This is a genomic window from Streptomyces sp. NBC_01476, assembly GCF_036227265.1.
GTDB lineage: Bacteria > Actinomycetota > Actinomycetes > Streptomycetales > Streptomycetaceae > Actinacidiphila.
On sequence record NZ_CP109446.1, the window covers coordinates 159251 to 183979 of the forward strand.

Annotated in this window: 19 protein-coding genes and 2 pseudogenes; 12 read left to right on the forward strand and 9 right to left on the reverse strand. The window is 71.1% G+C overall.

Going from position 1 to position 24729, the window contains the following annotated elements:
* Positions 1–55: 55 nt before the first annotated feature.
* Together OG552_RS00590 and OG552_RS00595 are read right to left on the reverse strand one after the other, a co-directional pair.
* Positions 56–3052, reverse strand: a complete 2997-nt coding sequence (locus OG552_RS00590; protein WP_329128609.1) for a CBM35 domain-containing protein — start codon at positions 3050–3052, stop codon at positions 56–58.
* Positions 3053–3324: 272 nt separating this feature from the next.
* The gene (locus OG552_RS00595) at positions 3325–4320 is read right to left on the reverse strand and encodes a LacI family DNA-binding transcriptional regulator (RefSeq protein ID WP_329128610.1); all 996 of its coding nucleotides are present in this window, start codon (positions 4318–4320) and stop codon (positions 3325–3327) included.
* A 192-nt stretch (positions 4321–4512) separates the two neighbouring features.
* Here OG552_RS00595 and OG552_RS00600 point away from each other — a divergent pair, with 192 nt between their 5' ends.
* From OG552_RS00600 to OG552_RS00620, 5 genes are all read left to right on the forward strand, one after another.
* Positions 4513–5883: an extracellular solute-binding protein gene (locus tag OG552_RS00600; protein WP_329128612.1), complete on the forward strand. Its 1371-nt coding sequence runs from the start codon at positions 4513–4515 to the stop codon at positions 5881–5883.
* Positions 5884–5975: 92 nt separating this feature from the next.
* Positions 5976–6932 carry a carbohydrate ABC transporter permease gene (locus tag OG552_RS00605; protein ID WP_329128613.1) on the forward strand — a complete coding sequence of 319 codons (957 nt, stop codon included), beginning with the start codon at positions 5976–5978 and terminating at the stop codon, positions 6930–6932.
* Between the two features lie 4 nt (positions 6933–6936).
* Positions 6937–7905, forward strand: coding sequence for a carbohydrate ABC transporter permease (locus OG552_RS00610; RefSeq protein WP_329128615.1), 969 nt, complete (start codon positions 6937–6939; stop codon positions 7903–7905).
* A 204-nt stretch (positions 7906–8109) separates the two neighbouring features.
* Positions 8110–9762, forward strand: coding sequence for a glycoside hydrolase family 13 protein (locus OG552_RS00615; protein ID WP_329140479.1), 1653 nt, complete (start codon positions 8110–8112; stop codon positions 9760–9762).
* Positions 9763–9826: 64 nt separating this feature from the next.
* Positions 9827–11002, forward strand: a complete 1176-nt coding sequence (locus tag OG552_RS00620) for a LacI family DNA-binding transcriptional regulator (protein WP_329128616.1) — start codon at positions 9827–9829, stop codon at positions 11000–11002.
* Positions 11003–11195: 193 nt separating this feature from the next.
* On the opposite strand, the gene OG552_RS00625 is transcribed toward OG552_RS00620, so the two are convergent.
* Entirely contained in the window at positions 11196–12614 is a 1419-nt protein-coding gene (locus tag OG552_RS00625; protein ID WP_329128617.1) for a serine/threonine-protein kinase, read from the reverse strand.
* A gap of 285 nt (positions 12615–12899) precedes the next feature.
* Positions 12900–14300 (reverse strand): MDR family MFS transporter, encoded by a 1401-nt coding sequence (locus tag OG552_RS00630; RefSeq protein WP_329128618.1) that lies wholly within the window; start codon positions 14298–14300, stop codon positions 12900–12902.
* A gap of 89 nt (positions 14301–14389) precedes the next feature.
* On the opposite strand from OG552_RS00630, the gene OG552_RS00635 reads away from it, so the two are divergent.
* Positions 14390–15010 carry a TetR/AcrR family transcriptional regulator gene (locus tag OG552_RS00635; protein WP_329128619.1) on the forward strand — a complete coding sequence of 207 codons (621 nt, stop codon included), beginning with the start codon at positions 14390–14392 and terminating at the stop codon, positions 15008–15010.
* Positions 15011–15187: 177 nt separating this feature from the next.
* Here OG552_RS00635 and OG552_RS00640 read toward each other — a convergent pair.
* Positions 15188–16017, reverse strand: a pseudogene (locus OG552_RS00640) (aldo/keto reductase).
* Between the two features lie 148 nt (positions 16018–16165).
* Positions 16166–17071: a helix-turn-helix transcriptional regulator gene (locus OG552_RS00645; protein WP_329128621.1), complete on the reverse strand. Its 906-nt coding sequence runs from the start codon at positions 17069–17071 to the stop codon at positions 16166–16168.
* 304 nt (positions 17072–17375) lie between these two features.
* Between OG552_RS00645 and OG552_RS00650 the strand changes: the two genes are divergently transcribed.
* The 3 genes and pseudogenes from OG552_RS00650 to OG552_RS00660 all read left to right on the forward strand — a co-directional run bounded on the left by OG552_RS00650 (position 17376) and on the right by OG552_RS00660 (position 20114).
* Positions 17376–18353 carry an aldo/keto reductase gene (locus tag OG552_RS00650; protein WP_329128622.1) on the forward strand — a complete coding sequence of 326 codons (978 nt, stop codon included), beginning with the start codon at positions 17376–17378 and terminating at the stop codon, positions 18351–18353.
* An 82-nt stretch (positions 18354–18435) separates the two neighbouring features.
* Complete coding sequence (locus OG552_RS00655; protein ID WP_329128624.1) at positions 18436–19470, forward strand: zinc-binding dehydrogenase; 1035 nt, start codon at positions 18436–18438, stop codon at positions 19468–19470.
* A 63-nt stretch (positions 19471–19533) separates the two neighbouring features.
* A pseudogene (locus OG552_RS00660) lies at positions 19534–20114 on the forward strand (aldo/keto reductase).
* Between the two features lie 176 nt (positions 20115–20290).
* Here OG552_RS00660 and OG552_RS00665 read toward each other — a convergent pair.
* A complete protein-coding gene (locus OG552_RS00665) occupies positions 20291–21031 on the reverse strand; it encodes a TetR/AcrR family transcriptional regulator (RefSeq protein ID WP_329128625.1) in 741 nt (246 codons plus the stop codon).
* 73 nt (positions 21032–21104) lie between these two features.
* Between OG552_RS00665 and OG552_RS00670 the strand changes: the two genes are divergently transcribed.
* Positions 21105–22541 carry a DHA2 family efflux MFS transporter permease subunit gene (locus OG552_RS00670; RefSeq protein ID WP_329128627.1) on the forward strand — a complete coding sequence of 479 codons (1437 nt, stop codon included), beginning with the start codon at positions 21105–21107 and terminating at the stop codon, positions 22539–22541.
* 144 nt (positions 22542–22685) lie between these two features.
* Here OG552_RS00670 and OG552_RS00675 read toward each other — a convergent pair whose 3' ends face one another.
* Complete coding sequence (locus OG552_RS00675) at positions 22686–23126, reverse strand: nitroreductase family deazaflavin-dependent oxidoreductase (RefSeq protein ID WP_329128629.1); 441 nt, start codon at positions 23124–23126, stop codon at positions 22686–22688.
* A gap of 110 nt (positions 23127–23236) precedes the next feature.
* Between OG552_RS00675 and OG552_RS00680 the strand changes: the two genes are divergently transcribed.
* A complete protein-coding gene (locus OG552_RS00680) occupies positions 23237–23848 on the forward strand; it encodes a TetR/AcrR family transcriptional regulator (RefSeq protein WP_329128631.1) in 612 nt (203 codons plus the stop codon).
* 234 nt (positions 23849–24082) lie between these two features.
* On the forward strand, positions 24083–24205 hold the full coding sequence (locus tag OG552_RS00685) for a hypothetical protein (protein WP_329128632.1): 123 nt from the start codon (positions 24083–24085) through the stop codon (positions 24203–24205).
* Between the two features lie 166 nt (positions 24206–24371).
* On the opposite strand, the gene OG552_RS00690 is transcribed toward OG552_RS00685, so the two are convergent.
* The gene (locus tag OG552_RS00690) at positions 24372–24641 is read right to left on the reverse strand and encodes a hypothetical protein (RefSeq protein ID WP_329128634.1); all 270 of its coding nucleotides are present in this window, start codon (positions 24639–24641) and stop codon (positions 24372–24374) included.
* Positions 24642–24729 lie beyond the last annotated feature (88 nt).

A 24729-nucleotide genomic window follows, 5' to 3' on the forward strand; every position in this document is an offset into this window, starting at 1 on the left:
GACCCGGCCACGCGCACCGAGTGCGTGGCCGGGTCTCGTTGGAGGAACGGGCGGATCAGAAGCCGGAGTTGCCCGGGCCCCGGTTGACCGTGTAGCCGCCCGGGTTGTTGAGGGCGGCCGCGGAGGTGCCGCTGACGGTGGTGTTGCTGACCGTCATGCTGCCGGTGACGTTGTTGATGTCGAAGCCGAAGGTGCCGGCGCCGGTGATGGTGTCGTGGTCGAGGGTCAGGTTGCTGATCCGGTGGGCGTAGGAGAGGAGGACGGCCTGGTAGGAGCTGTCCTTGATGGTGTTGCCCGTGACACTGACCGGCTGGGTGATGTCGCCCTTGGCATCGGCGAAGATCCACAGGGCGCCGATGTCGGAGTTCCAGTTGTAGTTGTGGGAGCCCGCGCGGGTGAGGACGTTGTCGCGGACGGTGGTGGGGCCGGTGAAGTTCGAGCCGAAGGCGGTGCTCACATTGATGCCGGAACCAAAGGCGACGGTGTCGCTGACGGCGTTGTTCTCCACGATGTTGTTGCCGCCGCCGTAGACGCCGATGCCGCCCGCCTGGATGGGCGACTGCGCGGTGTTGTGGGAGACGGTGCAGTTGGTGACGTCGCCGCCCTCGGTGTCCAGGGCGATGTTGTCATCGCCGGTGTTGCGGACGTTGGACTGCTCGACGCGGGTGCCCGAAGAGCCGCCGTGCACATGGATGCCGTCGGCGTAGATGTCACGGGCCCGGACGCCGGAGACGTCGAGGCCGGTGCCGGGAACCGCCCACAGGCCGACCTTGGCGTGCTCCATCCACACGTTGAGAATGAGTGAGCCGGAGGTGAAGGCGCCCTCGATGGCCGGCGCGCCCTGGTCGTTGTTGCGGAAGGTGTGGTCGCCGAAGACCGACAGGTCGGCGATCTGGTTGCGGCCGCCGGTCGCGTACAGGCCGCCGCCGCCGTTCTCCGCGGTGGACTGGATCGTGGTGTACCACGGGCCGGCGCCGCGCAGCGAGACATCGCTGAGGCTGACCCGGCCGGAGATGCTGTACGTGCCGGCCGGCAGCCACAGGCCCTGGCCGGTGCCGGAGAGTTGGCCGAGCGCGCTGTTGAGCGCCGAGGTGACGTCGCCGCCGCCGGGGGTCACGCCGTAGGACGCCGCGGAGACATAGCCCGCGGGCATCGCGTAGGCGGCGTCGACGAGTTCGGTGTCGACGGTGTCGATCGTGAAGGTGCCGCCCGCGGTGCTGTCCTTCTGGAACTTCAGGACGGTTCCGGCCGGCCAGGTGGCGGAGTTCTTGTAGCGGACGTCGTCGTAGAAGTGATGCCCGGTGCCGTCACCGGGGTTGTTGGTGTCGTAGTAGCCGGCGCCGTACAGCCAGGCGTACTTGTTGGTCAGACTCAGGTCGGTGACCTTGGTGCTGCCGGAGTAGAGGGCGAGCGGTGCGGTGACGGGCGATCCGTCGGCGGTGTCGGGGATCGAGTAGCGCACGACCACGGAGTTGGCGGGCTTGGTCAGGGTGATCTGGACGTAATTCCCGGTGCCGGTGAGCTGGACAGCGCTGCGGCCGGTGGCCTCCGCACTGAGCGACGGGTACGCGCGGCTGACCGGCAGCACGGTGCCGTTGGTGGAGGCGTCGGCGGCGCGGTATTCGGTGTACGGGAGCGTCGCGCCCTGGGTGGCGAGCGCGGTGCCGCCGTCGACCGAGACGCCGTCCACGGCGACATTGCCGGTGTCGCCGGAGTCGTGCTGAAGGCCGATCAGGTTGAGGCCGGAGCGCAGCGTGACGGATTTCGCGACGGAGCGCCAGCCGCTGCCGGCGGGCAGGCTGAGCTGGGAGTTCTTGATGCCGTTGAGGTAGAGCGAGAGGGTCTGCGCGGACCCGGAGGAGTTGGCGTACGCGACGGAGACGCTGTACGTGCCGGCCGAGGGGACGGCGGTGTCGATCTGCGTCTGGGCGCCCTGGGCGGTGAAGCCGGTCAGATAGCCGCTGCCGTCGTAGCCGGAGATCGACGTGCCGACCGAGGGGCCGCCGGTGAAGAAGGCGGTCGCCGCGTCGTACGCCTGGCCGCCGCCGGAGGGCGGGGAGGTCGGAGGCGTCGTCGGCGGGGTGGTCGGCGGCGTCGTCGGCGGCGTCGTCGGTGGAGTCGTCGTCGTGCTGCCGACGGTGATGGCGTCGAGGTTGACGTTGCCGTTGTCGCCGCTGTCGAAGCGGTACGCGACGGTGTTGGCGCCGGACTTCAGCGTCAGGTTCTCGGTGGCGGAGCCCCAGGTGTTCCAGTCGGCGGTCGCGGGCAGCGACGTCGTGACGGCCTTGGTGCCGTTGACGTAGACCGACAGGGTGCGGGTCGACCCGGTGCCGTTGGCGTAGCGCAGGGCGACCGGCGCGCTGCCGGCGCTCGCCGCTGTGACGGAGAAGGTGGTCGCGGCGGACCCCTTGTTGCCGTCGGTGTAACCACCGACGAATCCGCTGCCCGTGAAGCCCGTGTGGTCGGAGGCGGTCACCGCGCCGCCGGACAGCGCGGCGGACTCGGCCTCGTACTGGCCGTCGGCCGATGCCTGGACAGCGGAGAGGGTGAGGTTGTCGAGGTTGACGTTGCCGCTGTCGGCGCTGTCGAAGCGGTACGCGACGGTGTCGGTCCCGGCGGCCAGCGTGACGGGGGTGGCGACGGTGCTCCAGGTGTTCCAGTCCGCGGTCGCGGGCAGCGAGATCCGGGTGACCTTGGCGCCGTTGACGTAGACCGACAGCGTCTGCGCGGCGGTGGTGCCGTTGGCGTAGCGCAGGGTGGAGACATAGCCGCCCGGGCTCGGGGCGGTCAGGGAGAAGGTCGTCGCGGCGGTCCCCTTGTTGCCGTCGGTGTAACCGCCGACGAATCCGCTGCCGGTGAAGCCGGAGTGGTCGGTGGCCACCACGGCGCCGCCGGACAGGGCGGCCGACTCCGCTTCGTAGACGGTGCCGGTGGTGGACGCCGAGGCGCGCAGGGCGGTCCAGCTGACGAGGGCGGCCAGCAGGGCGAGCAGGGCGACGAGCGCGGCCGGTGCGGTTCTGGGCAGACGTGTGCCCCGGGGTGTTTCGGGCATGAATGGGCTCCGCAGCAGGAAGGGGGGGTGCGAGTGAGCGGCACCGTAGCCCCGCGTTAACCCCGGTGCAATGAGGCGGCGCGATCCCGCGCAATACCGCCTCCCCCGTACGGAATTGGCCTGCCGCCTCCGACAAGGGCGTTGACCTGTGGGGACGGTGGCGAGCGGGCCGGTGAGCGGCATCCGCCGGTGCATACGGTGAAGCTTTTCGGTCGGTTTCTTGCTCGGAATTCCGGGGCGCCGGGGCGCCCTGCCCGCGGCTTTCGGGAGCCCTACTGCCGTGCCGGAGCCGGTGCGGTGGAGTGGCGGACGACGAGTTCGGGTTCGTGGAGGAGTTCTTTGGGGGTGGGGTTGGTGCCGTTGATCTGGTTGGCGAGGAGGGTGACGGCGGCGCGGGACATGGCTTCGATGGGTTGGCGGAGTGTGGTGAGGGGTGGGTCGGTGTAGTTCATGAAGGCGGAGTCGTCGTAGCCGACGACGGAGAGGTGGTGGGGGACGGTGAGTCCGTGGCGGCGTGCGGCGCGGATGGCGCCGAGGGCGAGGATGTCGCTGCCGCAGATGAGTGCGGTGATGCCGGTGGTGAGGAGTTCGGTGGCGACGGCCTGGCCGCCTTCGAAGGAGAAGATGGCGTGTCCGATGGGGTGGGCGGTTCTGCCTGCGGGGGATCGGGTGGCGAGGGTGGTGAAGGCGGTGGCTTTGCGGCGTGAGGGGGTGTGGTCGGCGGGGCCGACCAGGAGGCCGATGCGGGTGTGGCCGAGCGAGGTCAGGTGGGCGTATGCCTGCTGCACCGCGGCCACATCATCCGTCGACACCTGCGGAAAACCGCCGTGGTCGACAGCGGCGTTGAGCATCACCACCGGCACGCCGCGTTCCTTCAGGGTCGCGCTCTCGTCCTCGGTGAGACCGCCGCAGAAGATGACACCGGAGACCTGCTGATCCAGCAGCATCGTCACGTACTCGGCCTCGGTCAGCCCGCCGGCCGCCCTGGTGCACAGCACGGGTGTGAAGCCGAGCTGCACCAGTGCGCCGCCGGCCACCTCGGCAAGGGCGGGGAAGATCGGGTTCTGCAGCTCCGGCAGCACCAGACCCACCAACCGGGCCCGCACACCACGCAGTTGAGTGGGCCGCTCGTAGCCCAGTACGTCCAGGGCGGTCAGCACGGCCTGCCGGGTGCTGTCGGAGACACCCGGCTTGCCGTTCAGCACCCGGCTCACCGTCGCCTCACTGACCCCGACTTTCTGGGCCACCTGCACGAGTTTGCGTACCATGAGCGCACTATAACCGCACTCGGCGTTGATTTTATGCGTCGAGTTTGCGCTCGTTGCATCCGGCGCCGACAGAGTCGTCGCCTTTTTGCGTAAATGTGTTTCTCCATTGCGGGCCCGGTGACGGCGACGTAGCTTGTGCGTCACCTCGGGGAGCGGCCGCCCCTCCATCACCCTCATGACCAGGGACGACTCATGACCGGTTTCCCGGCGGGCAGCAGAGCCCGCACCGCCCTCGCCGTCGTCGCAGCAGCCGGGCTCACCCTCGTGGTGAGCGCCTGCGGTGGCTCCTCCGGCTCGTCGAAATCCGCCGACGGCACCGTCACCGTCACGGTGAACGACATGCCCGCCAAGACCGACCCCGTGAACCGGAAGATCTTCCTTGCGGACGTCGCCGCCTTCGAGAAGCTCCACCCGAAGATCAAGGTGGTACCGCACGAGGGCCAGATGGACCCGCAGACCTTCTCCACCAAGCTGGCGGGCGGCCAGCTGGAGAACGCCTTCTACGTCTACTACACCGACCCGGCCGGGCTGATCGCCAAGCACCAGGCCGCCGACATCACGCCGTACCTGTCGCAGTTCCCGGCCGTGAACCAGGTCAAGCCGCAGCTGCGCAAGGTGTTCCAGGACACCGACGGACACACCTACGGCCTGCCCGAGGGCAACTACTCGATGGGCCTGGTCTACAACCGCGCGCTGTTCAGGCAGGCCGGGCTCGACCCGGACAAACCCCCGACGACCTGGGACGAGGTCCGCGCCGACGCCAAGAAGATCGCCGCGCTCGGCAAGGGCATCGTCGGCTACGGCGACTACAGCAAGTCCAACACCGGCGGCTGGCACTTCACCGCCGAGATGTACTCGCGCGGCGGCGATGTCGCCAAGCAGCAGCCCGACGGCACCTGGAAGGCCGACTTCGCCAACGCCACCGGCACGGCGGTGCTCCAGCAGCTGCACGACATGCGCTGGACCGACGACTCGATGGGCCGGCGCCAACTGCTGGAGTGGGCCGACCTGCTGCAGATGATGGGCGCGGGCAAGCTCGGCATGTACCTCGCCACTTCGGACAACATCCCCACCATCGCCTCGCAGTACAAGGGCGACCCCAAGGACTACGGACTCGGCCCGATCCCCGGCGGCAAAGGCACGCTGGCCGGCGGCGGCGGGTTCATGTTCAACCCCAAGGACACCCCGGAACAGATCAAGGCCGCCATGGCCTGGGTGACCTTCAAGTACGACAACCCGGACCGCATCGCCCTCGGCTCGCAGCGCGCGGCCCAGGCCGGGCAGCCGGTCGGCCTGCCCGAGCCGAACATCTGGACCGGCGCCGCCGCGCAGACCAAGTCCGCCGCGGACGCGAAGTACGCCAACGTACCGGTCGCCAACTACGCCCCGTTCCAGCGGACCATCGCCGGGATCCCGCTGGTGCTCGAGCCGCCGAAGGCCCAGCAGATCTACGCCGTGCTGGACACCGCCATGGCCAAGGTCCTGACCCAGAAGGACGCCGACATCGACTCCCTGCTGTCGGACGCCTCCCAGCAGGTCGACTCCCTGCTCGCGGCCCAGTAGCCGCCCGCCCGGAACCCGACCCCGCGCTGCCCGCGGGCCGCGCCGAGCCCTGACCACCGGCGCGGCCCGCGGACGCCGAACAAGGAGATCCCATGGCCACCTCCCTGGCCCCCCACCGGCCCGGCTCCCCCGCGGCACCACCGCGCGACCGCACCGGGGCACGCACCGCGCGGCACGCCCGGCTGCGCCGCCGGATCGCCGACAACGCCCTGGCGTACGCCTTCCTGGCGGCCGGCGTCCTCTGCTTCGCGGTGTTCTCGTGGTACCCGCTGGTCCGGGGCGTGATGCTCAGCTTCCAGCAGGACAACCTGATCAGCGACCCGCAATGGGTGGGCCTGGACAACTACCACCACCTCTTCGCCGATCCGCTGTTCTGGACGGCGTGGAAGAACACCGCGCAGTTCACCGGCCTCGCGCTGCTGCTCGGCTACGCGGTGCCGTTCGTCATCGCGGTGCTGCTCAATGAACTGCGGCACTTCAAGGCGTACTTCCGCATCGCGGTCTACCTGCCGGTGATGCTGCCGCCGATCGTCGGCGTGATGCTCTGGCAGTTCTTCTACGACCCCGGCGACGGACTGTTCAACACCGCGCTGCGCGGCGCGCATCTGCCCACCTCGCAGTGGGTCCAGTCGCCGCACACCGCGATGATCTCGCTGGTGCTGGTGTCGACCTGGTCCAACATGGGCGGCGCGACGCTGATGTACCTGGCCGCGCTCCAGGCCATCCCCGGCGAGCTGTTCGAGGCGGCCGAGCTGGACGGCGCCGGCATCTGGGCCCGGCTGCGGTTCGTGACCCTGCCGCAGATGCGGTTCATCATGCTCGTCCTGCTGCTGCTCCAGATCGTCTCGACGATGCAGGTCTTCATCGAGCCCTTCCAGCTGACCGGTTTCACCGACCCGTCGACCATCACCGTGATGACGCTGATCTACCGCTACGCCTTCGCCGTCAACAACGACTTCGGGCTCGCGGCCTCGATGAGCGTGCTGCTCTTCGCCGTGCTCGGCGTCTTCTCCGCGCTGTATCTGCGGCTGACCCGCGAATCGGACTGAGACCATGACCACTGCCTCCCCCGCTTCCGCCCCCGCCTCCCGTGCCGCTTCCCGTTCCGCCTCCCCTTCATCCTCCCCTTCATCCTCCCCGGCGCCCCGCAGCCTGATCTCCGACCAGGAGCTGGCCAGGCCGCACTACCGCGCCGTCTACTTCACGGTGCTGACCGTCACGACCGTGCTGTTCGCGGCTGCCTTCCTCTTCCCCCTGTACTGGATGGCGAGTTCGGCGCTGGAGACCCCGCGCGAATTCGCCGCGCAGACCCCGACGCTGCTGCCGAAGTCCGTGCACGTCAGTGCGTACAAGGACGCGTGGACGCAGATGGACATCGCGCACTTCTTCCTCAACACCGTCTGGTACGCGGCCGGCGGCTGGCTGATCCAGATCGCGGTGGACGTGTGCGCCGCCTACGCGCTGTCCAAACTGCGGCCCGCCTTCGGCAAGGTGATCTTCGCCGGGATGCTCGCCAGCCTGATGCTGCCCGCGGCCGCGCTGCTGGTGCCCGCGTATCTGACCGTCTCCGATCTGCCGCTGCTCCACCTCAGTCTGCTCAACACGCCCTGGGCACTGTGGCTGCCGGGCGCGGCCAACGCGTTCAACATCTACGTGCTGCGCCGCTTCTTCGACCAGATCCCGCAGGAACTCCTCGACGCCGCCGCCGTCGACGGGGCCTCCCGTCTGCAGACACTGCTGCGCGTGGTGCTGCCGCTGTCGCGTCCGGTGCTCGCGGTGATCTCGATCTTCGCGGTCGTCGGGATGTGGAAGGACTTCCTGTGGCCGCTGCTGGTGCTCCAGGACCCGGACAGGCAGACGCTGTCCGTGGCACTGCACCGGCTCTCCACCTCCACCACGCAGGTGCCGCCGACCGAGATGATCGCCGGCCTGTCCATCGCGGCGGTGCCGATGATCGTGCTGTTCCTCTTCTTCCAGCGGCACATCCTCGGTGGCCTGTCGGCCGGGGCGCTCAAGGGCTGACCCCGACGCTCCCGGACGCCGCCGGCCGCCCAGCCGAGCCCTTCCGCAGACCACCGCCGACCACTGCGGCCGAGCCCTGCCCTCCCCTGCCCTTCTCCCGGCGGTTCTGCCCGCCTTTCTTCAGCTACGCCCCCCCTTCGCGCAAAGGAGCCCGCCCCCGTGGCCGATCAGCCCGCAGCAGCCGAGCAGCACGCCGAGCCCTCCATCAGCACAACGCCCGCCGAACACACCCAGTGGTGGCGTGACGCCGTCATCTACCAGGTCTATCCGCGGTCCTTCGCCGACGGCGACGGCGACGGGATCGGCGACCTGACCGGTGTCCGCGACCGCCTGCCGTATCTGGCCGAACTCGGCGTGGACGCCCTGTGGTTCAGCCCGTGGTACGCCTCCCCGCAGGCCGACGCCGGGTACGACGTCGCCGACTACCGGCGCGTCGACCCCGCCTTCGGCACGCTGGAGCAGGCCGAGGCGCTGATCACCGAGGCGCACGCGCTCGGTCTGAGGATCATTGTCGACGTGGTGCCGAACCATGTCTCCGACCAGCACGCCTGGTTCCAGGAGGCGGTCGCCGCCGGCCCTGGCGCCGAGGCCCGTGACCTGTTCTGGTTCTGGCCCGGCCGCGGCAAGGACGGTGAACTGCCGCCCAACGACTGGCAGTCCGTCTTCGGCGGACCGGCCTGGACCCGTACGGTCAACCCGGACGGCACACCCGGCGAGTGGTACCTGCACCTCTTCGCGCCGGAACAGCCCGACCTGAACTGGAACAACTCCAAGGTCCGCGAGGAGCACGAGAGCGTGCTGCGGTTCTGGTTCGACCGCGGGGCGGACGGCGTACGGATCGACTCCGCGACGATGCCCGCCAAGGACCCCGCGCTGCCGGACTTCGACCCCGCCGCGCCGCCGGTGCCCCACCCGTACATCGACCGTGACGACGTGCACGACATCTACCGCGCCTGGCGGGCGCTCGCCGACGGCTACGAGCAGCCGCGCGCGCTGATCGGCGAGGTGTGGCTCGCCGACCCGGTACGGTTCGCCCACTATCTGCGGCCCGACGAGATGCACAGCGCCTTCAACTTCGACTACCTCAACTGCCCCTGGGACGCGGCCGACCTGCGCCGGGTCATCGACGCGACGCTGGCCGCGCACGCCTCCGTCGGCGCCCCCGCGTCCTGGGTGCTGTCCAACCACGACGTCACCCGGCACGTCACCCGCTACGGCCGCTCCGACACCTCCTTCGGTCTGGCGCTGCGCCGGCACCAGGTGCCCACCGACCTGGAACTCGGCACCCGCAGGGCGCGGGCCGCGCTGCTGCTCGACCTGGCGCTGCCCGGCGGCTGCTACCTCTACCAGGGCGAGGAGCTGGGCCTGTGGGAAGTCGAGGACATCCCCGACGAGCTGCGCCAGGACCCGATCTTCCACCGGACCGGCGGCACCGACATCGGCCGCGACGGCTGCCGGGTGCCGCTGCCCTGGTCGGGCGAGCTGCCCCCGTTCGGCTTCAGCCCCGAGGGCGCCACCGCGCCGCCGTGGCTTCCGCAGCCCGCGCGGTGGGCCGCGTACACCGCGCGGGCGCAGGACGGCAGGCCCGGCTCGATGCTGACCTTCTACCGCACCGCCCTGGGACTGCGCCGCAGCGAGCGGGGGCTGCGCGGCGCGGACTTCCGGTGGCTGCCCGGAAACGCTCCCGGTGTCCTGGGCTTCGCCCGCGGCGGCGGCTTCTTCTGCCTGGCGAACCTCTCCGGTGCCGCCGTGCCGCTGCCCCCGGACGCGGACGTCCTCCTCGCCAGCGATCCGGACGTCGCCCCGGGCACGGCAGAGCTGCCGAACGACACGACCGTATGGCTGCGGCAGCGCTGACCGGAACGCCGCCGGCGAGCAAGCAGCGATCCGACCGGGCACCACAAAGAGAGCAGACAGCGTCATGACGCGGAGACTTGCGGAAGTGGCCAAGCGGGTGGGCGTCAGTGAGGCGACGGTGAGCCGGGTGCTGAACGGCAAGCCGGGTGTCTCCGACAGCACCCGCCAGGCCGTGCTGACCGCCCTGGACGTACTGGGCTACGAGCGGCCCACTCAACTGCGCGGTGTGCGGGCCCGGTTGGTGGGTCTGGTGCTGCCGGAGCTGCAGAACCCGATCTTCCCCGCCCTTGCCGAGGTGGCCGGCGGCGCACTGGTGCAGCTCGGCTTCACACCCGTGCTGTGCACGCGCACCGCGGGTGGGCTGACCGAGGCCGAGTACGTCACGATGCTGCTGGACCAGCAGGTCTCCGGCGTCATCTTCTGCGGCGGACTGAGCACCGACGAGTACGGTGCCCTGCTCCGGCGAGGCGTCCCGGTCGTCCTGCTCAACGCGGCGGTCGACTACGCGGCGATCCAGGCGGAACACCGCGTGGACGACCGGGCAGCCACCCGGCCGCCCGACCGGTCCGCGCCGGCCGCGCGTGGCGGCTCGTACCACCCCGCCGAGCGGCACCAGGACCGGCTGGACCGCAGGACGGCACGGACGCCGGGTTTTCCGCAGGTGTCGACGGATGATGTGGCCGCGGTGCAGCAGGCATACGCCCACCTGACCTCGCTCGGCCACACCCGCATCGGCCTCCTGGTCGGCCCCGCCGACCACACCCCCTCACGCCGCAAAGCCACCGCCTTCACCACCCTCGCCACCCGATCCCCCGCAGGCAGAACCGCCCACCCCATCGGACACGCCATCTTCTCCTTCGAAGGCGGCCAGGCCGTCGCCACCGAACTCCTCACCACCGGCATCACCGCACTCATCTGCGGCAGCGACATCCTCGCCCTCGGCGCCATCCGCGCCGCACGCCGCCACGGACTCACCGTCCCCCACCACCTCTCCGTCGTCGGCTACGACGACTCCGCCTTCATGAACTACACCGACCCACCCCTCACCACACTCCGCCAACCCATCGAAGCCATGTCCCGCGCCGCCGTCACCCTCCTCGCCAACCAGATCAACGGCACCAACCCCACCCCCAAAGAACTCCTCCACGAACCCGAACTCGTCGTCCGCCACTCCACCGCACCGGCCCACCAGGGCGGCCGCCTCGCCCAGTCCGGCCTGCGCGCGGTCGGCACCGACTGACGGCGGCGCCGTTGACCGTGCCGCCGCGGGCGGCCCCGGCCCGCCGACCGTCAGCGGCACGGTGCCGGGGGCGCCGTGCTCGTCGAGCAGTTCCGGGCAGGCCGGGCCGCGGGGGGTCGCCGGCGCGGACCCTGGCCGTCGGCCGGTGGGCGTCGAGCGGGATGAGGCCGTCGGGGGCCTACGTGGCCGTCGCTCAGTGGGGTTGGGCCTCGGAGCCGGTGGGCGAGGGGATGGGGCTCTCGCTGGGGGAAGCCGTCGGCGGGGTCGGGGTGGCGGACGGCGTCGTGGGCCGGTCGGTCGGGGCGGGGCTGTCCGAGGCGGACGGTTCCGCCGAGGGCGACCCGGTCGGGGTGGTGCTCGGGCTCGGTGGTGGGGCGCTGCGCGGGGTGGTGGCCGCCCGCGTGGAGTGGTCGTCGGCGGGGCTCGCGGTGGCCGCGCCCCGGGTAGGGGCCGCGGCCGGCGCGTCGGAACTCCGCGGGGACGACGGGAGGTGCCGCCCGCCGCCGGAGCCGGACGGCTGGGAAGACGTCACGCTGTGGGATGCGGGGCGACTGGCGGCGCCCGGTGAGGCGGGCGGGGCCGAGCCGTCCGCCGACGAGGGGGCCAGTGCGAGTCCGGCCGCGGTGAGTGCCGCGGCCGCCAGTGCGGCGCCGGCCAGCAGGTGCCGGCCGGGGACACGCCGGGACGCCTGATGGTGCGGCTGCCGGTGAGTCGCCGCGGCGGGCGGTGTCCGGAGCGATACGGGGACCGTGCTCGTAAGCCCGGCCCCGAACCCGAACCCGGACCCGGCGCCGGCCCCCGGGCCGGCCGCGTCTGCCTCGCGCCACGCGTCGGTGGCGAACCAGTCGGCCGCCTGCCGGGCGCTGGGGCGCAGTCGCGGGTCCTTGGCGAGCATGGCCAGCAGGTAGGCGGCCAGCGCGCGGGGCGCGTCGGGGGGCGGGGGTTCTGTCTCGACGTGCAGCCGCAGGACGGCCAGCGGATTCTCGGCGACGAACGGTGGCGCACCGGTGAGGAGTTCGTAGAGCGTGCAGCCGAGGGAGTAGACGTCACCGGCGGTTCCGGCGGACCGGCCGAGCGCGGTCTCGGGGGCGATGTAGAGGCTGGTGCCCATCACCGCACCGGTCTGGGTGATGTCCGCCGCGGTGGTGCCGGACAGGCCCCGGGCGATGCCGAAGTCGGCGATCTTCACCGTGCCGCCCTCCGCCAGCACCAGGTTGGAGGGCTTCACATCGCGGTGGACCACCCCGTGCTCGTGCGCCGCGGAGAGCCCCGCCGCGGCCTGGGTCGCGATCCGGGCCACTTGATCCGCGGGCAGCGGTCCCCGCCGGCGCAGCTCCTCGGCCAGGTCGTGGCCCTCGACCAGCTCCATGATCAGGAAGCAGTGGTCGCCGGAGACGCCGAAGTCGTAAACGGACACCAGATGGGGGTCGTTGAGCCGGGCCGCCGTACGGGCCTCCCGTTCGAATCGCGCGGTCAGCGCCTCGTCGTCGGTGGCGCGTTCCGCGAGCAGCTTCAGGGCCACCGGACGCTCCAGGCGTTCGTCCCACGCCCGCCACACCTCGCCCATGCTGCCGCGCCCGAGGGGCACGTCGAGGCGATAACGCTCCGCCATGAGCATGGAACGGCCCCTTCCACTGCGGGCGGACATGAACGAGAAGGACAGCAACTGACTCCGAATGATCGAATGCCCTGCGAGGACGTACGTATGTCATGTCTTCCGCGGACAGGCACGCCGGGGCCGCCACGGCAGGACGCAGATCCGCGCGCCCGGCGCACGCCGGCGTGAAGTGCGTGAAGTGGTGGGGACAGGCGGGGCCCGGCGAAGCCGTCGAACCCTTTTCCGGCGCCCCGCCGGCCGGCTGCTGTTCCCGTCGCTGTGCGGTGGCTCCGCGGCCGGTCAGTGGTCCGCCGGTTTCCCGGCCGGGAGGGCGACGGTGGGGAGGACCGCGGCGACGGTGATGCCGATCGCCCACCAGAACGCGTCCCGGAAGGCACCGGTGGCGCCGTGACCGAGGAGCGACTGGAGGGCGACGGCGACGATCGCGGTGCCGAACGAGGCTCCCACTTGCTGGGCGATGCGGGTGTTCATCGTGGCGTGCGGAATGCCTGCCGGTCGGATGTCCTGGTAGGCGACGGACATCGGCGGGATCAGCACCGCCCCGATGCCCAGGCCGCGTACCAGCAGTACGGCTCCCAGCCACCACAGGCTCGTGCCCGCCCCGGCAAGCGCGAACGGGACGGTGGCCAGCGCGGCGAGCAGGAAGCCGGCGATCGTCACCGCGCGCGCTCCGAACCCGTCGACCAGCTTGCCCACCACGAAGCGCGAGGCGAGTGCGCCGACTCCCTGCGGTATGAGCAGCAGCCCGGCGTCCAGCACGCTCTCGCCCCGCAACTGCTGGTAGTAGAGCGGGAGCAGGAACATGCCGGCGTACATCGCCGCGCCGGCGGTGAAGAGAACCGCGGAGGCGCTGCCGAGCGACCGCAGGCGCAGCAGGCGGATGTCGACGACCGGCCGGCGCTCGGCGGGCCCCAACGCCCATACGACGAAGGCGGCCAGCAGCGCGACCCCGGCCAGCAGCGGTGCCAGCACACCGGCGTGGCCGATCCCGCCGTCCTCGGAGAGCTGCGAGAGACCGAGCAGGATGCCCGCGAGGCCGGGCGCCAGCAGCACCAGGCCGATCCAGTCCAGGCGTACGCGCCCGGCCGGGGACTCGGGGCGGTCGGCCGGCAGGAACCGCCGGGCGAGCAGCAGACCGACCGCGATCACGGGCACGTTGATGAGAAACAGCCAGCGCCAGCTCAACCAGTTGAGGACGACCCCGCCGATCACCGGGCCGAGGATCGGGCCGAGCGCGATCGGCAGGCTGACGGCCGCCATCAGCCGGCTGCTGACATGCCCGCCGGCGGCTCTGACGGCGAGCGTCTGCATCAGCGGGAAGATCAGTCCGGCGCCGAAGCCCTGCAGCACCCGGAAGCCGATCAGGCTGATGTCGTTCCACGACACCGCGCACAGCACCGACGCGAGCACGAACACCACCAGCGCGGCCATCCAGACCCGCTTGCCGCCCCAGCGGCGCTCGGCCCACCCGGTGACCGGGATCGCGACGGCCATCGCCAGCAGGAAGCCGGTGGTGACCCACTGGATCGTGCCGGTGGTCGAGTGCAGCTTCACCGCCAGTGTGTGGATCGCCAGCGTCACCATCGTCGAGTCGAGGATCGCCGCGATCCCGCCGACGATCAGCGCCAGCAGCGCGTTCTTCACCTGCGGCGACAGCTTGACCTCGGTGGTCTCCGTCATCGTCCGGCCCCCAAGATAAGAGTGAAATCCATCTCTTAAGAAGCTAGGGCGCGCCGGTACGGAATGCAAATCTTCCTTATAGTGGAGCGGTGACCACATCTGCCCGCCAACGCCGACGGGGCCCCGAGCTCGAGGCCGCACTGCTGGACGCGGCCTGGGACGAGCTGGTCGAGGCCGGCTTCGCGAAGCTGACCATGGAGTCCGTCGCCGCCCGCGCCGGCACCGGCATCGCCGTGCTGTACCGCCGCTGGGCCAACAAGGACGAGCTCGTGCTCGCCGCGCTCAAGCACTACCGGGACGGCCACCCGGTCGGTCTCCCCGACACCGGCACCCTGCGCGGTGACCTGCTCGCCGCACTGACCGGCATGGGCGAGGCCCGGACCGCCTTCTTCGCTATCGCCGCGGCCGCCGCCTTCTCGGGCCTGCTGGCCGGCACCGGGCTCACCCCCTCCCAGGTGCGTGACCGGGTCATCGGCGACCAGCGGCTCGCGCGCGTTCAGACCATCTACCAGCGGGCCCATGACCGCGGCGAGATCGACCTGGAACGGATCCCTTCCGCGGTGCTCGGCATGCCGTTCGACCTGGTGCGCCACGACCTGCTCATGGACCTCAGACCCGTCGGGCCCGCACGCATCCGGTCGATCGTCGACGAACTCTTCCTGCCCCTCGTCCTCCGCCACGACGGACCGGCTTCGGCAGGAGTCATCTGACCTGCGCACGACGTCGGCTCGGTCGGAGCCCGCTGCCCGCGTTGCCCTCGAACGGCTCCCGGGTCCACCGGCCGTCGAACCCGGCAGCGAGGGTAGACGCCCACGGCGGGCGGATGGCAGCACGGGCGGCGCGGGCGGCGGGCGGAAGGCGTTGGGGCCGCCGCGCGGCGACCGTCGTCAGAACTCCTCGTGGACGGCGGGGTCCCCGCCCAGCCGCTTCTGACGGCGGTCGGCCACCTGCGCCAGTTCCTGGTCGGTGAGTTCGAAGCCGAACAGGTCCAGGTTGGTCCGCCGCCGCTCCGTGTCGGACGATTTCGGGATCGGAACCGCACCGAGCTGCGTGTGCCAGCGCAGCACCACCTGCGCCGGGGTGACACCGTACTTCCGCGCGACGGCCCCGATCGCCGCGTCCTCCAGCACGTCGGAACCACGGCCCAGCGGGCTCCAGCTCTCGGTGCGCACGCCCAGTTCGGCGTGCACGGCACGCAACTCGCTCTGCACCAGCAGGGGGTGCATCTCGATCTGGTTGACCGAGGGCAGCACGCCGGTTTCGCGGCGCAGCCGCTCCAGGTGGTCGGCAGTGAAGTTGGAGACGCCGATGGAGCGGACCAGGCCGTCCTCGCGCAGCTTGATCATCGCCCGCCAGGAGTCCACGTACTTGTCCACCCGCGGCAGCGGCCAGTGGATGAGATAGAGGTCCACGTACTCCACGCCGAGCCGGGCACGGGACTCCTCGAAAGACGCCAGCGTCTCGTCGTACCCGTGATGGCGGCCCGGCAGCTTGGTGGTGATCCGGATCTCCCCGCGGTCGACCCCGCTCGCCGCGACGCCGCGCCCGACGCCGGTCTCGTTCCCGTAGTTCACCGCGGTGTCGATCAGCCGGTAGCCGGTGCGGAGGGCCGACGCCACCGCCTCGGCGGCCTCCGCGTCGTCCATCGGGTACGTGCCGAGCCCCACGGCTGGAAGATCGTGCCGTCGTTGAGCGAGTACGCCGGAACGTGCCGCACAGTTGCTCCCTGTCTCCGGATGTCCGTCTTCCCGGCCCACTGTAGGACGGCCGGACAGAGGCCACCCGTCGGGAGCCGTTCGGCACTGTGGCCTGCGCCGGCGTGCGGGGGCCCGCGCGATCGTACGGCCCCCGGCACCGGAAGGGTCTCAGCGGGAGAGCCCGCCCGAGGAGTGCCGGCTGGGGCTCGGGGAGGTCCGGGGTGCGGCGGCCAGGTCGAGCAGGAGCATCGCGTCGTGGTCGGGGGCGCCGGGTTCGGCGGTGTAGACGCCGAGGCGCTGTCCGGTGCTGCCTTCGACGTGCAGGCTCTGGCTGCTGAGGGTGAGGACGCCGACCTGCGGGTGGTGGAAGGTCTTCTGGATGCTTTTGCGCCCGACGACGTCGTAGCGCTCCCACAACTTGGTGAAGTCGGGGCTCTTGAGCAGGAGTTCACCCACGAGGTTGGCCAGGTCCGGGGCGTCCGGGTCGGTGCCCGCCTGCGCGCGCAGCCGGGCGACGCAGCCGCGGACCTGGTAGTCCCAGTCGGGGAACAGCTCGCGCGCGGCGGGGTGGAGGAAGAGGTAGCGGGCGAGGTTGCGCTGCTTGGCCGGCCAGTCGGCCAGGCCCGCGTACAGCGCCAGGCCGGCGGCATTCCAGGCGAGCAGGTCCATGCTGCGGCTGATGACGTAGGCCGGACTCGGCCGCATCGTCTCCAGGAGCAGCTTCAGGTGGGGTCGTACGGTCCGGCTGGGCGGCGGTGGCGGCTCAGGGGCATAGCGGGCGGACCGGGCGGCGAGATCACGCAGGTGCTGGTGTTCGTCGTCGTCGAGGTGCAGGGCGCGGGCCAGGGCATCGACGACGCCGGGGCTGGGCCGGGTCTCCTTGCCGCGCTCGATGCGGGTGTAGTAGTCGATGCTGACACCGGCGAGCGTGGCCAGTTCCTCGCGGCGCAGGCCGGGAGTGCGGCGCACCCCGGGCCCGGGGGTGAGGCCGGCACTCTCGGGGCTGATCTGGGTACGGCGGGCGCGCAGGAAGCGTCCCAGCTCGTCGCCACTGGTGTGCTGCTCGGGTGCCATGGGGCCAGTGTCACCCAGCTTCCACCTGGGTGGAATCACCGAGGGGGGTCCTGCCGTACCCACCGCTGGCTTCTCCCCCGAAGAACCCGGCCTGCCTGTGCGAGGCGCGAGGCGGCACCGTGGATGACGTCGCCAAGTCGTCCACGCTCAGGTCCACGTCCACGTCCAGGCCCACCAGGAGCGTTCTTCCGTGTCCGGACCTCTTGGACCACGCGAAGCCCGCGAACGTGGGTGCGGCGTCGGCGGGCACACGGTCGCAGGACGGCAGACCTCCTCATCAGCGGACAGGAATGGGTGAATCACGATGAAATACATCAGGCTCCGTGATCTGGAGGTCTCCCGGATCGGCCTGGGTGCGATGGGCATGTCCCACGGCTACACCGGCGCCGGAACGGACGACGCGGAGTCCGTCCGCACCGTCCACCGCGCGCTGGAACTGGGCGTCACACTGATCGACACCGCCGAGATCTACGGTCCTTACACCAACGAGGAACTCCTCGCCCGTGCGCTGAAGGGCCGCCGCGATCAGGTGGTGCTGGCGACGAAGTTCGGCATGATCGCCCACTCCGGGGCGGGCGCGTGGCACCCGGACAGCAGCCCGGCCAATGTCCGTACCGCCGTCGAAGGCTCACTCAAGCGGCTGGGCACCGATCACATCGACCTCTACTACCAGCACCGGGTCGATCCGGACACCCCCATCGAGGAGACAGCCGGCGCCGTGGGTGAGCTGGTCGCCGAGGGCAAGGTCCGGGCGTTCGGCCTGTCCGAGGCCGGACCGGACACCATCCGCCGCGCCCACGCCGTCCATCCCGTCACCGCCGTCCAGTCGGAGTACTCCCTGTGGACCCGCGGCGTGGAAGCACAGGTACTGCCGGTGCTGCGCGAGCTGAACATCGGCCTGGTGCCCTTCTCGCCGCTCGGCCGCGGCTTCCTCACCGGTACGGTCCGCGACGAGGCCGACTTCGCAGAGGGCGACTTCCGGCGCGGCAATCCGCGTTTCAGCGGCGAGAACTTCCGGCGCAACCTCCGTCTCGCCGACGAGGTCCAGGCGGTGGCCGCGCAAGCCGGCGCCACCTCCGCACAGGTCGCCCTGGCCTGGCTGCTCGCACAGGGCGACGACATCGCGCCCATCCCCGGCACCAAGCGCGTCTCCCGCGTCGAGGAGAACACCGCCGCCGACGGCATCGAACTGACCACCGAACAGATCGGCAGACTCAGCGGTCTGCCCCCGGCCGCCGGCGAGACGCACACCGAGGCCGGTCTGCGGATGCTCGAACGCTGAGCCGGCCACGCGGCAGGCCGCCGGGCACCAACCTCTTCCACTTCTCCGCAGCCGCGGAGGGGTCCACGACAGGAGCATTTCCATGCGCGCAGCAGTGATGTACGGGGCCGGCGACGTCCGTGTCGAGGACCGTCCCGATCCGAAGATCCAGCGACCCACCGACGCCATCGTGCGGACCGTCCTGTCGTGCGTGTGCGGATCGGACCTCTGGCCGTACAAGTCGTTGCCCGCCACCGAGAGCGGCCGCCCCATGGGGCACGAGTTCGTCGGTGTGGTCGAGGCAACCGGCTCCGACGTGGCCGGCGTCAGGGCCGGTGATCTGGTGGTCACGCCGTTCACCTACTGCGACAACACCTGCGACTTCTGCCGCAAGGGCCTGCAGTCGTCGTGCCGGCACGGCGGCAGGTACGGCTTCGACGGTGTGGACGGCGGTCAGGGTGAGGCGGTGCGTGTCCCCTACGCCGACGGCACCCTGGTCAGGCTGCCGGTCGGCGAGGACTCCGACCTGCTGCCCTCGTTGCTCGCCCTGTCCGACGTGATGGGTACCGGTCACCACGGAGCCGTCACCGCCGGGGTCTCCCGGGGCGACTCCGTGCTGGTCATCGGTGACGGCGCCGTGGGCCTGAGCGCGGTGATCGCGGCCAAGCGCCTCGGCGCCGAACGGATCATCCTCATGGGCCGGCACACCGACCGTACCGACCTCGGCCTCGCGTTCGGCGCCACCGATGTCGTCGCCGAACGCGGCGACGAAGGCGTCGCCCGGGTCCGGGATCTGGCCGGCGGCGACGGCGTCGACAGGGTCGTCGAGGCCGTCGGCACCCGGCAGACCCTGGACACCGCGTTCGGCACGGTCATCGACGGCGGCACCATCAGCCGCCTCGGCGTCCCGCAGTACGAGGAAGGTCCCGTCAACATGTCGATGATCATGCGGAACATCACCCTCACCGGCGGCGTCTCCCCGGCCCGTGCCTACATCGGGGAACTCATGCCCGACGTCCTGGACGGCACCATCCAGCCGGGCCGTGTCTTCGACCGGACCTTCCCCCTGGACCGGACCCCGGATGCGTACGAGGCCATGGCCCAGCGCCGCGTTCTCAAAGCGCTCATCACCCTCTGACCGGCTGACCCCAGCCACGGCCCCGCACCTCCCCCGTACGAGCACGAGAAGGAACAACACCCCATGCAGACCGTCACGTTGAACAACGGCATCCCCATGCCGGTCCTCGGCTTCGGCGTCTACCAGATCCCTGCCGAGCGGACCGAGCAAGCCGTCTCGGACTCCCTCGCGGCCGGCTACCGGCTGCTTGACACCGCCGCCGCCTACGGCAACGAGGAGGCCGTGGGCCGCGCCACAACGAGATCACCCCCGCGGTCAACCAGATCGAGACCCACCCGTTCTTCCAGCGCGAGCCCGACCACAGCCTCATGCGGGAGCACGGCGTCCAGCACCAGGCGTGGGGCGGCTTCGCCGAAGGGAAGAACGACCTGTTCACCCACCCCGTCCTCAGCGGGATCGGCCGGGCCCACGGCACGTCCGTGGCGCAGGTCGTGCTCCGCTGGCTGATCCAGCGGGGCATCGTCACGATCCCGAAGTCCGTCAATCCTGACCGGATGGCGCAGAACACCGACGTCTTCGACTTCGAACCCGACCACGACAAGATGGCCCGGATCGCCGCCCTCGACACCGGCACCACGCTGTTCTTCGACCACCACGACCCCGGGATGGTCGCCTGGCTCAGCAAGCGCCGTCTGGACAACTGACGTGTCCTGGCACCCGAGCCGCGGAGGAGACCGCACGGATCAGGGGGTGCTGGAACAGTACGCACGGGCCGCTGGCCTGGAAGGTGGGCAGTGCCGTCGCGTGTCGCCGCACAGGACAACGCCGTTCAGGAGGTCCATCCCTGTCGCGCTCCGGTGCCCGCTCGCCTGTGGCGAGGCTACGCAGCCGGAGGTGCCGGCCGGCCCTCGGTGAGGCTGCCGACGATCAGGCCGAGGGTGAAGTCGAACCGTTCGTGTCCCGTGCCTGAGGTCAACTCGGCCGCGTAGCGCCTGACCTGGGGGAACCGGTCGTCAGGCAGCGCGGCGAACCGGCGCATGAGTTCGTCGCGGCTGACGACCCACGCGTCGTCCTGCTGGTTCTGCCGCTGCACGACCAGGGACGTCTCCAGGGTGTAGGCAGCCACGTAGAGCGAGAGGGCGTCGATCGCCCAGGCCGCCGTCCGCGGTTCGATGCCGCCGGCGAGAAGGATGGCCAGCATTCCTTCGTTGACGCGCAGCACGTCGAGGTTGGTGGGGGCCAGGGCCAGCGCGGCGCGGGAGACGCCGGGGTACTTCAGGTACTGGTCGCGGATCTGCGCACAGACGTCGAGGATCTGCTCGCGCCATGCCGCCGGATCGGGTTCGGGCAGCACCAGTTGGGCGCAGAGCCGGCCGATGACCAGCTCGTCGATGTCGGCCTTGTTGACGACGTGCGCGTAGAGCGAGGCGGGTCCCGTGTCGAGTACGCCGGCGACGCTGCGCATCGTCAACGCGTCGTAGCCCTGGGTGGCGACGACCTGCAGCGCCGCGTCGACGACCCTGTCGACGGTGATCGGTGCTTTCCTGCGCGCCGGTGGCGCTTGAGGGGGCTCGAGCTGGGCGTGCCGGGCGGCGCGGCGTCGTTTTGGATCGGCTGGCATGCGATCGATCCTACCTTGACACGAACGGCCATCCAAGCGTAGAGCTTAGTTTGTGACTGTAGAACAAAGTTCGTTGAGCGCATCGGGCGACGCCCCCGGCATCGCTCCGCTTCCTCCGCGGCGGGCCTGGCTCGTCCTCGCCGTCGTCTTCATCGCCGATGTGATGGACGTGATCGACTCGACCATCGCCAACCTCGCCGGCCCGTCGATCCGTGCCGACCTCGGCGGCAGCGAGACGACCCTGCAATGGGTGCTCACCGCCTACACCGCGGCCTTCGCCATCGGCCTGATCACCTCGGGCCGGCTGGGCGACCTGCTCGGCCGCCGCCGGCTGTTCCTGCTGGGCATGGCCGGGTTCACGCTCGCCTCGCTCGCCTGCGGGCTGGCACCCGGCGTCGGCTTCCTCATCACCGCCCGCCTGGTGCAGGGCCTGTGCGGCTCGGTGATGATTCCGCAGGGGTTCGCGATGGTGAAGGTGGTCTTCCCGCCGCAGGACCTGCGCAAGGCGCTCATCCCGTTCGGGCCGGTGATGGGACTGGCCACCGTGGCCGGGCCGATCCTCGCCGGCTGGCTGCTGCACCTGGACCTGTTCGGCAGCCAGTGGCGTTCGATCTTCCTGATCAACGTCCCCGCAGGCGTCCTCGCCTGGGCCCTGGCCCGGCGGTTCCTGCCGCACCGCACCGGCGAGGACCCGGACGCCCGGCTCGACCTCGGCGGCGTCGGCCTGCTCACCCTGGCCTCGGCGCTGCTGATCATTCCGCTGGTCCAGGGCCGCGAACTCGGCTGGCCGCTGTGGACTTACGTGTCGATGGCCGGCTCGGTCGTCGCCCTTGCCCTGTTCGCCGGCTCGGAGCGGCGCAGCTCGCATCCGGTGATCACGCCCTCGCTGTTCCGCAAGCGCAGTTTTGTGGCCGGCCTGGCCATCGTGGGGGCTTTCTTCGCCTCGCTGAGCGGATTCCAGCTGGCGTTCAACCTGCTGCTGCAGCTCGGCCTGCACTGGACCCCGCTGCACACCAGCCTCACCCTGATCCCCTGGGCGCTCGGCAGCGCCCTCGCCGTGGGTCTGTCCGGCGCCGTACTCACCCAGCGGCTCGGCCGGGCCGGCCTGCAGCTCGGCCTCGGCATCGCGGTCGTCGGCCTGCTCGCGCTGTGGGTCACCATCGTCCACTGGGGCGACCGTCTCACCTCGGCGACGCTCGCCCCTTCGCTGCTGCTGATCGGGTTCGGCACCGGTCTGGTCTTCGTCCCGATCTTCGACTTCGTCCTCGGCGGCGCCACCACCGAAGAGGTCGGCACCGGCTCGGGCATGCTCAACGCCGTCCAGCAGTTCTCCGGTGCCATCGGTGTCGCCGCCCTCGGCACGGTGTTCTTCGCCCGGGCCAACCACGGCGGAACCGCGAACTTCGACCATGCCGGCGAACTCGTCACCGGGCTTGCCGTTGTGCTGTACCTGATCGCTTTCGCGCTGGTCTGGCTCCTGCCGAAGCACGCCCAGCAGGCAGCGGGCTGATCCCGGTGGCGGGCCGGCCGGCGACCGCCGGCGGCCTGGGAGCCGCGCGGCTGCCCGGCTCCCAGGAAGAGCGATGCCGTAACGGCGACGGCGCCCCGCCGCGGGCGGGATACCGCAGAGGCAACGGCACCCCGCCGCGGGGGACTACGCGTCGAACGGCGTGAGGACGAAGATGGGCATCTTCCTGGTGGTCTTCTTCTTGTACTCCGCGTAGTCCGGCCAGGCCGCCACGGACCGCTCGAACCACGCGTCGTACTCCTCGCCGTCGACCTCCCTGGCCCGGTAGTCCTTCTTGACCGGGCCGTCCTGGAGTTCCACATGCGGGTTCGCGACCAGGTTGTAGTACCAGACGGGGTGCTTGGGTGCGCCGCCCAACGACGCGACGACGGCGTACTCGCCGTCGTGCTCGACACGCATCAGGGGCGTCTTGCGGATCTTCCCGGATTTGGCTCCCACCGACGTCAGGATGATCACCGGCTTCCCCTGGTTGTCCGTGCCCTCGGTACCGCCGGAGCGCTCGTAGAGATCGACCTGATTGCGGGCGAACTCGGACCCGCTCGGCTCGTAAGTCCCGGTGAGCGGCATGTCTGCACCATCCCATTCGACGTTGGGGCCGGCTGCGGCAGCCAGGTGCCGCACGGCCACGGAGCATAAACGGACTATACCCCGATTCCGCGGTTCGGTAGGGTCACCATGTGAAACGACCAGTCGCCTGGGGAGCGCCGCCGGCCGAGCGCGCCGACGCGGTCCGCAACCGGCTCCACCTGCTGAACACGGCCCGCCGGATGCTCGCTGAGCAGGGCGCGGACCGCCTCACCATGGACGCACTGGCGGAGCGGGCGGGCCTGGGCAAGGGCACCGTCTTCCGCCGCTTCGGCAGCCGGGCCGGCATCTTCCAGGCCCTGCTGGACGACGACGAGCACGCCTTCCAGGAGCAGGTGCTCTCCGGCCCCCCTCCCCTGGGCCCCGGCGCCGCGCCGCTCGACCGGCTGATCGCCTACGGCCGCGCCCGCACCGGCTTCCTGGTCGAGCACCGCGACATCGCCAGGGCCGCCCTCGGCGGCAGCCGGCCGGTACCGATCCGCCGGCGGACACCCATGTCCCAGGTCCACGTACGCATGCTGCTCGGACAGCTGGAACTCGCGGGCGCCGACCTCGACATGCTCGCCGTCCAGCTCACCGGCGCCCTGGACGGTCCCGTCCTGCTGTACCTCTCGTCCGAGGAGTTCACCGACGCCGTGGAGGAGGCCGGCTCCCGCATCGGACAGGCCTGGCAGGACCTCGTGGAACGCGCCTGCCGCCCCTGACCCGCACCGGGGCCCGGCACGAAGGCGCTGCCGCGCGGCCCCGTACTGACACGTGTCCTGCCCGCGGACCCGGAGGCCGCACCGATCGCCCGGGAGGCGGCCCGCCGCCGGCTGGACCTGCGAGGTCAGCGACGCCGCGACCGGTGTTCCGCGTGTGCGGCACGCCCGTGCCGAACCGGCGTGCAACCGGCCGCGCCCGGCGCGGAACGGGCGTCCGGAGGTCGGCGCGGCGGCGTGCCGAGGGCCTCAGGCAGGCTCGGCGACCTGGCGGCCCAGGTCGGGTTCGGCGCCGTCCGGCCGCTGCAGGCCCCGTTCGAAGAGGCGGCGCACCCGGTGGGCGTTCTCCGGGCGGCCTGAGGTACGGAAGAAGGCCGCGAGACCGGCCGCGGACTTCTTGTCTCCACCGCGGCCGCCGCTACGACCTCGCCCGGTTCTCCCTGCTCCGCCCTCGCGCCTGGGACGCCTGACCGGCGGCGGAGCACTTGCCGGCACGCCCTGGCCGCGCGTCGGCGCCGGTCGCCCGTCAGGGCGAGTCGGCTTCCCACTCCCAGAAGGCGGGATCGGCGGCACGCGGGCGGTACCAGGCACGGCCGCCGGGGCCGTACGCGCCGATCTCGGTCGTCAGCGCGGCCCCGTCGGACCGTTCTTCCGCGCTCCAGCCGGTGACGTCGAGCAGCAGCCCGTCCAGTGCGCCGCCGACCAGTTCGGCATAGTCGTGACCTGGCCGCGGACCGGGGTCCGGGTCGTCGTGATCGGCGCCGTACACGCGCCGCAGTTTCCATCGGGCGTCCATGCCCGCGAGCCTGCCACCCACCACCGACACCCGCGCCCACCGCCGACCGCCAGACCACACCGCACCGCTCACCTACGGCGCCGGCGAC

Excerpts from the sequence above, each read along its gene's own strand:
- OG552_RS00590 (WP_329128609.1), bottom strand. The coding sequence starts at position 3,052 with ATGCCCGAAACACCCCGGGGCACACGTCTGCCCAGAACCGCACCGGCC.
- OG552_RS00595 (WP_329128610.1), bottom strand. The coding sequence starts at position 4,320 with ATGGTACGCAAACTCGTGCAGGTGGCCCAGAAAGTCGGGGTCAGTGAG.
- OG552_RS00600 (WP_329128612.1), top strand. The coding sequence starts at position 4,513 with ATGACCGGTTTCCCGGCGGGCAGCAGAGCCCGCACCGCCCTCGCCGTC.
- OG552_RS00605 (WP_329128613.1), top strand. The coding sequence starts at position 5,976 with ATGGCCACCTCCCTGGCCCCCCACCGGCCCGGCTCCCCCGCGGCACCA.
- OG552_RS00610 (WP_329128615.1), top strand. The coding sequence starts at position 6,937 with ATGACCACTGCCTCCCCCGCTTCCGCCCCCGCCTCCCGTGCCGCTTCC.
- OG552_RS00620 (WP_329128616.1), top strand. The coding sequence starts at position 9,827 with ATGACGCGGAGACTTGCGGAAGTGGCCAAGCGGGTGGGCGTCAGTGAG.
- OG552_RS00625 (WP_329128617.1), bottom strand. The coding sequence starts at position 12,614 with ATGGCGGAGCGTTATCGCCTCGACGTGCCCCTCGGGCGCGGCAGCATG.
- OG552_RS00630 (WP_329128618.1), bottom strand. The coding sequence starts at position 14,300 with ATGACGGAGACCACCGAGGTCAAGCTGTCGCCGCAGGTGAAGAACGCG.
- OG552_RS00645 (WP_329128621.1), bottom strand. The coding sequence starts at position 17,071 with ATGGCACCCGAGCAGCACACCAGTGGCGACGAGCTGGGACGCTTCCTG.
- OG552_RS00650 (WP_329128622.1), top strand. The coding sequence starts at position 17,376 with ATGAAATACATCAGGCTCCGTGATCTGGAGGTCTCCCGGATCGGCCTG.
- OG552_RS00655 (WP_329128624.1), top strand. The coding sequence starts at position 18,436 with ATGCGCGCAGCAGTGATGTACGGGGCCGGCGACGTCCGTGTCGAGGAC.
- OG552_RS00665 (WP_329128625.1), bottom strand. The coding sequence starts at position 21,031 with ATGCCAGCCGATCCAAAACGACGCCGCGCCGCCCGGCACGCCCAGCTC.
- OG552_RS00675 (WP_329128629.1), bottom strand. The coding sequence starts at position 23,126 with ATGCCGCTCACCGGGACTTACGAGCCGAGCGGGTCCGAGTTCGCCCGC.
- OG552_RS00690 (WP_329128634.1), bottom strand. The coding sequence starts at position 24,641 with ATGGACGCCCGATGGAAACTGCGGCGCGTGTACGGCGCCGATCACGAC.